At 40.7% G+C, this 13,167-nt stretch carries 12 protein-coding genes and 1 pseudogene; 5 read left to right on the top strand and 8 right to left on the bottom strand.

The window, feature by feature from the left end; all coding sequences use genetic code 11:
• Nucleotides 1-157: 157 nt before the first annotated feature.
• The 4 genes from AC4MDD_RS07840 to AC4MDD_RS07825 all read right to left on the bottom strand — a co-directional run bounded on the left by AC4MDD_RS07840 (nucleotide 158) and on the right by AC4MDD_RS07825 (nucleotide 4,396).
• Nucleotides 158-613, bottom strand: a complete 456-nt coding sequence (locus AC4MDD_RS07840; RefSeq protein WP_058951900.1) for a copper resistance protein NlpE N-terminal domain-containing protein — start codon at nucleotides 611-613, stop codon at nucleotides 158-160.
• A 71-nt stretch (nucleotides 614-684) separates the two neighbouring features.
• Nucleotides 685-1,935 carry a serine hydrolase domain-containing protein gene (locus AC4MDD_RS07835; protein ID WP_491882523.1) on the bottom strand — a complete coding sequence of 417 codons (1,251 nt, stop codon included), beginning with the start codon at nucleotides 1,933-1,935 and terminating at the stop codon, nucleotides 685-687.
• Between the two features lie 66 nt (nucleotides 1,936-2,001).
• The gene (locus tag AC4MDD_RS07830; RefSeq protein ID WP_491882522.1) at nucleotides 2,002-2,856 is read right to left on the bottom strand and encodes a MaoC family dehydratase; all 855 of its coding nucleotides are present in this window, start codon (nucleotides 2,854-2,856) and stop codon (nucleotides 2,002-2,004) included.
• Between the two features lie 148 nt (nucleotides 2,857-3,004).
• Complete coding sequence (locus tag AC4MDD_RS07825) at nucleotides 3,005-4,396, bottom strand: 3-oxoacyl-ACP reductase (RefSeq protein ID WP_491882521.1); 1,392 nt, start codon at nucleotides 4,394-4,396, stop codon at nucleotides 3,005-3,007.
• A gap of 241 nt (nucleotides 4,397-4,637) precedes the next feature.
• Between AC4MDD_RS07825 and AC4MDD_RS07820 the strand changes: the two genes are divergently transcribed.
• Nucleotides 4,638-6,155: an acetyl-CoA C-acetyltransferase gene (locus AC4MDD_RS07820; protein ID WP_491882520.1), complete on the top strand. Its 1,518-nt coding sequence runs from the start codon at nucleotides 4,638-4,640 to the stop codon at nucleotides 6,153-6,155.
• Between the two features lie 127 nt (nucleotides 6,156-6,282).
• On the opposite strand, the pseudogene AC4MDD_RS07815 reads toward AC4MDD_RS07820, so the two are convergent.
• Both AC4MDD_RS07815 and aceI read right to left on the bottom strand, forming a co-directional pair.
• Nucleotides 6,283-7,397 (bottom strand): annotated as a pseudogene (locus tag AC4MDD_RS07815) (OmpW/AlkL family protein).
• Between the two features lie 217 nt (nucleotides 7,398-7,614).
• Entirely contained in the window at nucleotides 7,615-8,040 is a 426-nt protein-coding gene (aceI, locus tag AC4MDD_RS07810) for a chlorhexidine efflux PACE transporter AceI (protein ID WP_004696918.1), read from the bottom strand.
• 99 nt (nucleotides 8,041-8,139) lie between these two features.
• On the opposite strand from aceI, the gene aceR reads away from it, so the two are divergent.
• From aceR to AC4MDD_RS07790, 4 genes are all read left to right on the top strand, one after another.
• A complete protein-coding gene (gene aceR / locus AC4MDD_RS07805; protein ID WP_491882519.1) occupies nucleotides 8,140-9,027 on the top strand; it encodes an HTH-type transcriptional regulator AceR in 888 nt (295 codons plus the stop codon).
• 92 nt (nucleotides 9,028-9,119) lie between these two features.
• Complete coding sequence (tal, locus tag AC4MDD_RS07800; RefSeq protein ID WP_491882518.1) at nucleotides 9,120-10,106, top strand: transaldolase; 987 nt, start codon at nucleotides 9,120-9,122, stop codon at nucleotides 10,104-10,106.
• Nucleotides 10,107-10,176: 70 nt separating this feature from the next.
• Nucleotides 10,177-10,827, top strand: coding sequence for a leucine efflux protein LeuE (gene leuE / locus AC4MDD_RS07795; protein ID WP_491882517.1), 651 nt, complete (start codon nucleotides 10,177-10,179; stop codon nucleotides 10,825-10,827).
• A 125-nt stretch (nucleotides 10,828-10,952) separates the two neighbouring features.
• The gene (locus AC4MDD_RS07790) at nucleotides 10,953-12,128 is read left to right on the top strand and encodes a benzoate/H(+) symporter BenE family transporter (protein WP_491882516.1); all 1,176 of its coding nucleotides are present in this window, start codon (nucleotides 10,953-10,955) and stop codon (nucleotides 12,126-12,128) included.
• Nucleotides 12,129-12,194: 66 nt separating this feature from the next.
• On the opposite strand, the gene AC4MDD_RS07785 is transcribed toward AC4MDD_RS07790, so the two are convergent.
• Nucleotides 12,195-12,752 (bottom strand): TetR/AcrR family transcriptional regulator, encoded by a 558-nt coding sequence (locus AC4MDD_RS07785; protein ID WP_078425038.1) that lies wholly within the window; start codon nucleotides 12,750-12,752, stop codon nucleotides 12,195-12,197.
• A 5-nt stretch (nucleotides 12,753-12,757) separates the two neighbouring features.
• Entirely contained in the window at nucleotides 12,758-13,102 is a 345-nt protein-coding gene (locus AC4MDD_RS07780; protein WP_005401176.1) for a DMT family transporter, read from the bottom strand.
• Nucleotides 13,103-13,167 lie beyond the last annotated feature (65 nt).

Here is a 13,167-nt window from a genome sequence, read left to right as displayed (position 1 = left end):
TCAATAATTCAAAAACCATTAGCTCCATTTTTATCCCACTCTCTATCTCAAGCTATTTATGCATTTAGATTATGGATTTGAAATAAAGTGAGAGCTTTGGAAAAGCAAAAAGATGTAAATATTAAAATGAATTTCTAAAATACAGATATTTAGAAAATTAAGCTGGTTTCACCAAAACAAAATCACTCTGCATTTGATATTTTTTTCCAGTCACATCTTCACGTATTTCTAGAACACGGTCTTCTAAATCGACATAAAGTAAGTTTCGCGTTGTCACGTTCACCAACTCAACCTTGTGCTGATCTTGAGCATTAAAACGAAGTGGTCCAGTCAAAGTTTCGATTTCATTATGACCACTCAAACTTTCTCGTTTTAGGGTGTAGGTCATGTTTTCATGCAGCTCTAGTGCTACTGCCATACCTGGACAGTCTTCACAACGGGACAAACATCCCATACACGGCGTTGTCCCCTGATAACTCCCAACCCACGCAGGAATAATCTGCTTTTGTTCTGCCACTTGAAGTTTAGACTGATCATGTTGCGTTTGATTCGCCTCGGAACAACCTAAGAGTAGTCCTGTAGCAACCAGCGGGATAAGAATGGGAGCCTTCATGTCACAAATATTCAAAACCTAAACCGCGACGAACATAACATATTTTAGACGATGACTAAATCTCAGACCTGTCAAAACCAGCCTTTTTTACCTGTTAAGACCGCATCAACGCAACGCAAACTTTCTTGGCTCAAAGCCCAAAGTCGATAATCCCCAGTCAAAGAACCTGTAGCAAAGTTATGTGTATAAGCAAAACTTAAGCCTCGCTCACTATCGCCCCAAGCCCCTGAACCATTAAAGCCCATATGACCAAAGCCCTGCTCTGCAGTTTTTCCTAAGGTTAATATACGGTGATACCCCAAGCGCCAATGCATAGGTATCGGCATCACGCGATCTCGATAGCTATATTGCACTCGACTCAACTCAGAAAACACATCTGGACGAATCAACTGCTGACCTTTCCAAATTCCTTTTTGAGATAGCATCGCATAAACTTTGGCTAAACTATTGGCTGTAAATGCACCATTTGCAGCAGGAATGATCGCCTGAATCGCATCATCATGATAAAAACTGACCTTTTTCATGCCTTTGGGAATCATAGCATCCTGAAAATCTTGTGGATCTTGCCCTGACCACTGCATCGCTTTATCCAGCAAGGAAACTTTACGTACCTTCGTTGGACTTTTTTGATTTGGTTGGATAGGTACAGGACGAGTAATAGGTCGTGCGATACGTTTTAATTCAGCACTGGGTGCACCAAAGTAAGCCCCATCAAGCTCAAGTGGCTTAACTAAATAGGTTTGAAAGAGTTCAGTTAAAGGTTTCCCTGTTGCTTTTTCCAAAGCACCACCGACTAGCCAACCAAATGACAAAGGTTGATAGGCAGCATCTTCACCAATTGCAAAACGTGGTTGTGCCTTTTCAAATACGTCTAACATATATGTCCAGTCCAACATTTCTGTCGCATCGGCAATGTTATTACGAATATCAAATAATCCACTTTGATGACTCAGCACATATCTTAGCGTCATCTTCCCTTTGCCATTTTGGGCAAATTCAGGCCAATAATCCGCAATCGGTTGATCGTAGCTCAGCACACCTCGACTGACTAAAATATGCGCCAAGGTTGCGAGCACGCCTTTGCCTGTCGAATAACACACCGACATGGTATTGGCCTGCCAAGGAGAATCTACCGCTGCCAAACCCGTACAGATATCGACAACTTTTTCACCTTGAAAATATAAAACACAGGCTGCACCGCCATATGCTGAACGAGCATCTTGTACGCGACTAAAGAGATGAGCAACACTTTGAAAACGTGGGTCAACGTAGCCTTGGTAATGGTTCGGATTCGCTTGTAAATATTGTTTTAAAATTTTCATTTACACATCCTTGTATTTTTAAGCTGGCATAAAAAAGCCCAGTGTAATCTAAACTGGGCTTTTAAATTATAGTGCTTTGACCTGTCCCGTCACATGCGGTTTTTGGTTCTTACTATTTCGAATTAAGAAAGCGGTATTTGCACCTTCTGTCGCGGTCATAAAATCGACTGTTGACGGTAAATACATCGGCAGTTTAAACCAAACATCCGCTTCATAAGCATCAGGCAATGTAATCGAAGCCAACGCTCGGGCCTTACTCCACATGCCGTGCGCAATGGCCTGTTTGAAACCAAAAGCTTTTGCTGTCACTGCATGAATGTGGATGAGGTTGAAGTCGCCCGAGGTCATTGCATAACGACGACCTGTGTTTTCAGAGACTGCCCAGACTGCATTCGGCTGATAATCTGGAGTCGTTGGTTCAACTAATTTTGGTGCTGTTTTACCATCGGTCTTTTGACGTGCTAAATACGTGGTTAAGGCTTCAACCACCACTTCATTGCCAACTTTCACCGTGGTAATGAAATCGAACTGAACACCTTTATCATGTGGCTCAAGCGCGCCATATTTACATGATAAAGTAAGGGTTTCATTGACGCCAACTTTACGCATTTGTTTAACTTGATTGCGAATATGCACCAAACCTAGCACAGGAAATGGAAACGGCTCTTGCCCCATCATGTGCATTTGTAGGCTTTGCGATAATACGGCCAAATAAATCGCAGGAATATAACCATTATTTTTAAAGCCACACACTTGGTTATAAGCTTTCAAATGCTTTTGATCGACGTTAAAAGAATCCATCACATACTCAACCTGCGGTAAGACTTTTTCACCTTTTGGCTTTTTAAAGATCAAACCTTGAATGACTTTCGGATAAGCCATATATGGTTTTGGAAGTTGACTAAAATGGCGAGTCTTCATACTGAACCTTTGAGAAGTTTTTATTTCAATATTTTTGAAAGCTCCTTCTCCCTCAGGGAGAAGGTTAGGATGAGGGAAAAATACCATCCCACTTATAATATAAAGAATTTATCCCCCTCTAAAGGAGAGATAAATTCAAGCTTTTAAATTAAGCACCCAACAAGCTTTGACCACAAACACGTACCACGTTGCCGTTTAAACCAGTCGATGCTGTCGCTGCAAATAAAGCAATGGTTTCAGCAACATCTACAGGTAAACCACCTTGGCTCATCGAGTTCATACGACGACCCGCTTCACGGATTGCAAATGGAATTGCAGCGGTCATTTGCGTTTCAATGAAACCTGGCGCAACCGCATTGATGGTAATGCCATTCGTCAAAGTTGGAGCAGTAAATTTAACTACACCAATGACACCTGCTTTCGACACAGCATAGTTGGTTTGACCTAGATTACCTGCAATACCTGAAATAGATGATACACAAACAATACGACCATTGGCATTTAAACCCTCGTTCGCAAGTAAATAATCATTTACACGCTCAATCGCTGACAGGTTAATGTTAATCACCAAGTCCCAAAGCTCAGGCTTCATATTTGCCAAAGTTTTGTCACGAGTAATACCTGCGTTATGCACGATGATGTCTAAACCACCTTGAGCAGCTGCCGCAGCTTTGATTTTCTCACCAGCATCGTTTGCTGTGATATCAATTGCCAGTGTTGAACCACCAATCTCACCTGCAACACGGTCAAGATCTGCTTGTTGCTGTGGTACATCTAAACAAATCACATGCGCACCATCACGTGCCAAGACATGTGCAATCGCTTCACCAATACCACGGCTCGCACCTGTGACTACAGCCGTTTTACCTGCCAGTGGTTTAGCCCAATCTACATCTACAACAGCAGCTTTACATACGCGAATCACTTGACCAGAAACATAAGCAGAACGTGGAGATGCTGCAAAACGTACAGTTGACTCAAGATTTGCTTCTGCACCTGCATCCACATAAATCAAATGTGCTGCAATCCCCTTTTTAAATTCTTTACCGACAGACTTCACGAAGCCTTCAAGCGCGCGTTGTGCAATCGCTTTTTTCACGCTACCCGCAGTTTCAGGTGTCGTACCTACCACAATCACACGACCAGAAGCAGCCACTTGACGTGCGATAGGATTAAAGAAGTTATATAACTCATTGAGTTGCTCTGATGACTCAATGCCAGATGCATCAAAAATAACAACTTTGAATTTAGACTCTTTGTCGCCTGCATTAAATGCACTTAAATTTAAGCCCACTTGAGCCGCAGCTTGCTGTAACTGTGCATTGTTACCTGCATAGCTATTGGCGTGAACATTGGCCAACACTTGCGCAATTGCACCAGATAATGAACTGTTTGCTGCTGCACCCAGTAAAACAGCACCTTTAATAACAGGCGTTGCTGACTCAAAACGGTCTAAAAAAGTTGGTGCAGGTAAACCCAAATTTTTAATGACAAATTTACCAATCGGAGATTTTGCGAATGTTTGGTATTGATCAGTCATGTTTTTTATCTCTCATACAAATGAATTGTTGATGGATTCAAAGATATCCTTTTAACTTCAAAGTGATGTCTAGAGTCTTATATTTCAATAGTTCCATCGGTTTCTATAGAATCATACTTGAGTTATAGATGATATGTCTTGACCTGAAAGCCTGTTGCAATGTCATTCTAGTCAATTCAGCCCTTTTTATAATATGCTAATGTACACCCTAAGAATAGATTAACATGCTTGGAAAAGCCTTATGAGCAAAACAACTCAAGAAAATCCAGCAGTGGAAAATTCTGCTACGGAAACTGTGTCAAATACATCAAAAAGTACACCGCGTAGAACTAAAAGTACTGGCACAATAACCCAATCAGTAAATAACACGACTAAGCCGACTCGCACCCGTGCTGCGTCAACTCGTAGTAAAAGCCCCGCTTCTTCTACAAATGCTTTAAAATCAAAAACTCAAACTGCTGTTCAACAGGATCAAACCATGAGTCAAAACACTGTTCGCCGCGTGGCTATTATCGGTGGTAACCGTATTCCTTTCGCTCGCTCAAATGGCGTATATTTCACCGCTTCGAATACAGATATGTTCACAGCAGCGTTAAACGGTCTTGTTGAACGTTTTAATCTTCAAGGTCAACGCCTTGGTGAAGTGGTTGCTGGTGCGGTACTTAAACACAGCCGTGACTTTAACATGACCCGTGAATGTGTACTAAACACTGCACTTGCACCAGAAACACCTGCTTACGATATTCAGCAAGCATGTGGCACTGGCTTACAAGCAGCTTTCTTAGTTGCCAACAAAATCGCACTGGGTCAAATTGAAGTGGGTGTGGCTGGTGGTGTAGATACGACTTCTGATGCACCAATTGCGTTTGGTGATGGTTTACGTAAAGCATTGCTTGAACTCAACATTGCAAAAACGGGTAAAGACCGTTTAAAAGCCTTAACTAAAATCAACCTAAAAGACTTAATGGATGCGCCGAAAAATGGTGAACCACGTACAGGGCTTTCTATGGGCGATCACCAAGCGATTACTGCGCTTGAATGGGGTATTGCACGTGAAGCACAAGACGAACTTGCTGCATCTTCACACCAAAAAATGGCTGCGGCTTACGAAGAAGGTTTCTTCGATGACCTAATCACACCATTCTTAGGTTTAGAGCGTGACAACAACTTACGTGCTGACTCTACGGTTGAAAAACTTGCTAAGCTCAAACCAGCTTTTGGTAAAGGCGATGCGCGTACCATGACCGCGGGTAACTCAACACCACTTACGGATGGTGCATCTTGTGTGCTTTTAGCGTCAGAAGAATGGGCCAAAGCAAACGGTTACGAAGTGCTTGCTTACTTAACCTTCCAAGAAACGGCTGCTGTTGATTTCGTTGAGAAAAAAGAAGGCTTATTGATGGCACCTGCTTATGCAGTTCCACGTATGCTTGAGCGCGCTGGCATTAAACTTCAAGACTTCGACTACTACGAAATTCATGAAGCATTTGCATCGCAAGTTCTTTCAACATTGAAAGCTTGGGAAGATCCAAAATTCTGTAAAGACCGTTTAGGTTTAGATGCTCCACTCGGTTCAATTGACCGCACTAAACTCAACGTAAAAGGTTCTTCACTTGCAGCAGGTCACCCATTTGCTGCAACTGGTGGTCGTATCATTGCTACTGCTGCGAAGTTGATTAACCAAAAAGGTTCAGGTCGCGTACTGATTTCAATTTGTGCTGCTGGTGGCCAAGGGGTAACAGCGATTATTGAAAAATAATTAACTGTTTTCACTTTTGAAAAAAAGACCCTTGAAAGTTGTACTTCCAAGGGTCTTTGCATTTTTATAGATGAAATAAAAATTATGGTTAGAAAAAGCATTCCTAAATGCTTTTTCGCTGATTAGATTAAAAACGATAACCTACGCCAAGGTAAGTAATTAAAGGATCGATATCGATTTTAGTAGAAGAATGAATTAAACGATTTCCTGTATTCCTATCTATAACATCGATCGTAGTTTTATTATTTAATTTTGAATATGAAACAGATGCCACGCCGTACCAATTAGAAGTTATGTCATATGTTGCACCAAGACTTACGATTGGAGCAAAGGCATCTTCAGACTTTACTTTTACATAAGGAGATGCACTTGATTGCTCCCGATCTAGAGCGGCGCCAGCTTTTCCATCTAGAATATTTTGAATCATATGGCCTGCTGCCACTAAGTCAGCTTTGGTTTCTCCATTCACTTTAATGCTACCAAAATGTGCATACATGATGCCTAAGCCAACATATGGGCGGAATTTATTTATCCCAGACTGACCAAACTGATATTGTGCTTCAAATGCAGGAGTCCAAGCACGGACTGTCGCAACTTTAGACTTACTTCCTAAATTTGTAATTGGAATATCTTGTGCTAAAGGCAAATCAAGACCTATACCTGTATGGCCTATACCTGACATAGGCGCTAATATTTCTCCTTTTCCTTTAATATCGACTTTTGGCGGTATTCCTCCAATCAGCTGTAATGAAACATTATCATTTACATAATAATTCATCATTAAACCGAGCGTATCTGCATCTTGAACTTCAAGGCCACTCCCCCTGCTGTCCATTGTTCTAAACCGTATAAGTCTGCACTACCTGACAAAGCATCTTTTAAATAGACCTCATCTGTGCCATTCACATTTTTTAACTCAAAGAACTGGCTCAATTCAGGTTCGTTCGGATTTTCTTTATACATATCTCCAAGCATATTAAGAATACTTTTCATAGCATCTGCATTTACATCCGAAGGATCAATTGAATTAACAACAGCATTCAATGAGACCGATCCAATATTTGCATTCCTACCATTTGCAATTGGAGTCGAAATATTAAATGGATTGGTCTTTCCTTGAGGCATAGCATGTAACCACCCCGCAGAAACAGAAAACCGTTTAAAACTTCCACCTGTAGCTGAAAAGCCTGACTGTGTAACACTCAGTAAAGCTATAGATACAACTAAAGCGCCTATTTTCATCGTCTAACTCCTTGTACGATATATTTTTTATTAAGTTTTATAAAAACACTTCTTTGTTTTTATATTTAGAAGTTATGTAATAAATGGAGTTATTTGTATGATCAAATTGTGATCAATTTTCATCTTTTGTTAAAATATAAAGTATTTAATATCAATAAAGGCCTTACTTTATCAGATAAGGCCTTTATGACTAATTAATGGATTTTTTAATTAATTATTAATGATATTTTGGTTTGTAGCCTAACTGTTCTTCTAGGCAGTCATAACACCACTGGAAAATAAAGGTATAAACCAAAATACACATGGTTAAACTGAAGTCGAGTACGATGGCTTGCCAAATACTCATTTGCATTGCATATGCGACCATTGGGATGGTTGCCAGCATCAAACCACCTTCAAAACCAATCGCGTGAAGAACACGCACGCCGATGGTTCTTTTTAGCTTTCTTTTCGCTTCAAACTTTTCAAAAAAATGGTTAAACACCATATTCCATATGACCGAAGTGACAGCCATGGCAATACCGAGTACACCTGTGACTTCTAAAGGCATATGGAATATGAAACTTAAGGCAACAGCAATGATCACCAATAGGATGATTTCATAGCTGAGCGCATGAATAATCCTTCTTTTGGAAATCAACATTTTTAATTACTCTTTCATGATTGGATATTGGCTATTTTATTTTTATAATATTGATTAATCGAGTTAGGTTCTTTCAATAAAATTGAAAGATTGGAAATTATGAATATCAATCAAGAGCAACTGATTATTTTTAAAACTGTGATTGAGTCTGGCTCATTTTCAGCAGCTGCACGCAAGTTGGGTAAAGTACCATCGGCCGTGAGTATGTCAATTGCTAACTTGGAAATAGACTTAAACTTACAACTCTTTTTACGTGAAGGACGTGAGCCCACAGCAACAGCACAAGCAATCACTTTGTACGAAAAGACCGAGCAACTGCTGACCGAAATGAATCAATGGAAACAGCATGCCTATGCCCTAAGCCATGGTTTGGAGTCCTCGCTCAACATTGTAGTGGTATCTGAGCTTCTACATATGCAATGGATCGACTACATCGCGATATTAGTGGCCGAATTTCCCAGTCTACAAATCAATATTTTTTCTGCACCTCAAGAAGATGCGCAGAAAATGTTACTCAACGGCACAGCACAACTGGCGCTGATGTTTGAACGTGAGCAACTGGAAAGCAGCGAACAGTTTGTAGAATTAAAACTCGAAACTTTAGTTCCCGTCGCCAATAAGGACTTTATTCTTGCTCAATTTCCACAAGTCAGCTTTGAACAAATTCAACATAGCCGTCAAATCGTGGTTGCCAGTCGCGATAAAAGCATTAAGCCAGAATTGCTGTATTCCAAACAGTATTGGCGGACAGACAACCATCACTCAGCTTGCGCTTTAATCATGCAAAACTTTGGTTGGGGTGTTTTACCCTTAGAAATGTTGAATGAAAACCCTCAGCTCAAAAAACAGCTCAAAATATTAGATCTGCTAGATTTCACCCCGAAGTTTGAATATTTTGTGGACTTGGTCTGGAGTCGCGAAAGTGAATTGGGCGCGGCTGCGCGTTTTTTAATCCAATACATCCGAAATCAGCGTAAAAAAGTATAATAACTGCTGTTAAAACGTCCGAATCTACTTGGGTTAAAAGCAGTTTGTGTTATAAATATTTTACGGGTAATAACTTTAAGAACTAACGATCAATGACACAAACCGCATTAAACCAATTAAAAAGCTTAACCACCATTGTTGCCGACAGTAGCGATTTAGCGGCGATTAACCAATTTCGCCCGCTAGATGCAACCACCAATCCATCTCTAATTACAGCCGCTGCAAGTCAACCTGAAAATAAAGAGTTGATTGAAGACGCTTTCGCTCAAGCCAAGGCTGAAGGCTTTGAAGATGACTTACTTATTGAACGTACGATTGACATTCTTACCGTCAAATTTGGTGTTGAAATTCTCAAGTTGATTGAAGGTCGTGTTTCCACAGAAGTAGATGCAGCGCTGTCTTATGATACCAATGCCACCATCGAAAAAGCCAAAGAGCTGCTGGCGCTATATAAAAACTACGGCGTAGATCAAGATCGTATTTTAATTAAAATTGCTTCGACATGGGCAGGCATTCAAGCAGCGAAAGTGCTGGAAGCTGAAGGTATCCATACCAACTTAACGCTTTTGTTTGGTGTGCATCAAGCACATGCTTGTGCGGAGGCGAATGTCACTTTAATCTCACCTTTTGTTGGACGTATTTTAGATTGGTACAAAAAGGCCGAAGGCGTGAACAGCTATCCCGTTGAAAAAGACCCTGGCGTACTTTCTGTGAAGCAAATTTACCAGTTCTATAAAGCACATGGGGTTAAAACAGAAATTATGGGCGCAAGCTTCCGTAGTATTGACCAAGTGTTGGGACTAGCTGGCTGTGACCTGCTGACTGTTGCACCTAATTTATTGGCTGCACTTGAGCAAGACACGCGTGAAGTCAAAGCACAACTGTCTGCAAGTGATGTTATGCCTGCGACAGCATCACTTGATCCACTCGGTGAAACTGAGTTTAGAGATCAAATTGAACATGACCTCATGGCAACGCAACTGCTACAAGGCGGTATTGATGGATTTATTAAAGCCCGTCAACAGCTGAACACACTATTGCGTCAGTCTTTTGGTCTAGATGAAGAAATTTCAGCTTAACTTGATTTTTCTTCTTTTAAAAGCCGATTTTGTTATCATGTAACATCGGCTTTTTTATTGAGAATACGTTGTGTTTGGTATTATCGATATCGGTACTTATATCATCGGTACAACTCTAATTGTGATTTTGCCAGGCCCAAATTCTCTTTATGTGATGTCCATTGCCTCACGATTTGGTATTAAGACAGGTTACTGGGGTGCATTAGGTGTTTTCACAGGCGATTTGATCCTCATTCTATGTACCGTGCTGGGTGCAGCATCTCTTTTACATGCTTTTCCTTGGCTGTTTATTTTATTAAAAATTGTTGGTGCACTGTATCTATCATATTTAGGTATAAAACTCTTGATTGCAGGAGTCAAAACCTGGAAGTCCAGCCCACAACAGCTTGCAGCAAGTACAGGCCAGAGTACTTTACAAAGCTTGCATCCTTTTCGCTCAGCGCTGACCATTAGCCTTTTAAACCCAAAAGCTATTTTGTTTTATCTGTCTTTTTTTGTTCAGTTTGTCGACCCAAATTATGCTTACCCAGCACTGAGCTTTGCCTTACTTTCCATTATTCTACAAATCATCAGTATGGCCTATCTTAGTATCCTGATTTTTTCAGGTATTAAGCTGGCGAGCTATTTCAATCGTCAGTTTAAAGTTGCAGCCGTTGCGGTGGCGACCGTCGGTCTGCTGTTTTGTGGCTTCGGCTTAAAACTGGCACTTTCTACACTGTAATTTTCGTGAATAATCTCATTATTTTCGATAAAAAATCTATCATGTGCTGTTTTGTTTTTCAAGGACCAGCGTATGACCCTTGAACAATAGTAATTTTCACTCATTCAAATTATGTTTTGATCTTCATGCAAAAATTATTTCAAGATTTCTCAGTTCCAGCTGTATTCGCAGGTTTTATTACCTTCCTCATTGGCATTAGTGTGTCTTCAGTCTTGGTCATTCAATCCGCCCAAGTCTTAGGTGCAAATACCGCGCAAATCAACTCATGGTTCTGGGCTTTAGGTCTAGGTATTGGTTTGAGTGGCCTGCTTTTATCTTGGAAACTTAAATATCCTGTATCGACCTCATGGTCTACGGCAGCACTGGCCTTAATTATTGCGACAGGCAGTGGTTATAGTTTGCATGAAGCGATTGGCGCATTTTTGGTCTGTGGTTTGGTTACTGCCATTTTGGGCTTTTTCGGTATCTTTGAAAAAGTACTGACGTATATCCCTCAAAGCCTAACCAGTGCCATGCTGGCAGGTGTGTTATTGAAGTTTGGTATTTCATTGTTCGCCAGTATGCAAGATCATTGGGGTTTTATTTTATCCATGCTAGCGGCCTATATTGTTTCTAAGCGACTTACTCCACGTTATTGCATTGTCATTACAGTGATTGCAGGCTTGTTACTCTGCCCGTTATTCTTAGACTTCCATACTCCTCAAATCACATGGAGCCTAGCGCAACCTGTTTGGATGGCACCTGAGTTCAGCATGTCTGCTATTTTAGGTTTAGCGCTGCCTTTGTTTGTGATCAATATGGCATCGCAATACTTACCGGGTATTGCCATGATTAAAAGCTATGGCTATAACCCACATGTCAATCAACTGATTGGTTGGACGGGTACCGCTCAAGCCTTACTCGCACCTTTTGGCTGTTATAGTGTCAATACCGCAGCAATTAGTGCAGCCGTCAGTTTAGATGAACAAGTTCACCCTGATCCATCAAAACGTTATATTGCGGGCATGAGCTGCGGTTTCTTCTACATCTTAATGGGACTATTCGCAGCCACCCTGACCAGTCTTTTGCTGTCTTTCCCTGCGATTTTTATTACAGCCTTGGCTGGTATTGCTTTGTTTGGCACGATTAGTCATAACATCGCGATTGCATTTGAAGCGGTATCAGACCGCGAAGCAGCCCTCATGACCTTCTTATTTAACGCATCTGGTGTACAGTTCTTTGGTATTGGCTCTGCCTTTTGGGGACTACTCTTTGGTTTTGCAGTTATGCTTATATTTAAGTTTAAAGCTAAAAAAGTTTAGGCCCTCATATAAAAAAGCACCCTCGATGGGTGCTTTTTTATTTTCAAATATTGCTAAATTGAAAAATTAATGCTGATAACTTCGTTGAATCAATTCTTGCTTAAGTTGCATGGTCTCAGACAAATTTTCCACCTCAGTAAATGCCGTGAGCCAAATGCCATCTGCAGCATAGCGCAAAATTTTAAGCTCCAAATCATTATCTGTATCCTGATGTCGCGCTAAACGTTTTTCTAGCCACTCAATCCAATACTCATTAAAGGTCCGATCCGTCAGCATAATCATCGAAATAGCTGACCAAGAATGCTCCAAGCCTAGCACCTGCTTTTCCAAAGTAATCTCGATATAGGCTCGGGTAAAGCAACCATAATGATCACGGTCTTGGCTAATCAACTCATCAATAATACGATCTAATTGTTCAAGCTTTTCCACAACCATCGCTTCAAGTAGCTTTTGTTTGTTTGGAAAATGATGAAAAACACCACCCTTACTCACGCCAACCAAATCAGCCACTGCTTGTATGGAAACCCCAGTCACGCCTTTTTCAGCAGCCAAACAGATCGCATGTTGTAGAATACTTTGGCGAACCTGTTCCGGTGCCTTTTTACGTGGACTTGCTTGTTGCATCGAACTTAATGCCCTGTTGAGTTTGAAAATAAGTTAATTACGACCACACCAGAAACAATCAGTGCAATACCGATCATTGCTGCGAAATCTAGACTTTGTCGGAAAACAAAGTAACCAATCAGAGCGGTTAAAACAATACCAACACCCGCCCAAATCGCATAAGCAATACCCAATGGAATCACTTTAATCACTTGAGACAATAAATAAAATGCCAACGAAAATAAAACTACTACCGCCAGTGAAGGCAATAGCTTGGTAAAACCTTCCGACTTTACCAAAAAAGTCGAACCAATCACTTCAGAAATAATTGCCATCGCCAGCAAAGCATAAGCCATTAATATAGGATTCATCAGAAACTCAACAATAAACATACCGATCGGTCGGTATGTTATTAAAATAGCAAAAACTAAACAAG

The organism is Acinetobacter sp. CAU_H_29a_1, from assembly GCF_058599505.1.
This window is presented reverse-complemented; position numbering and strand designations above follow the sequence as displayed.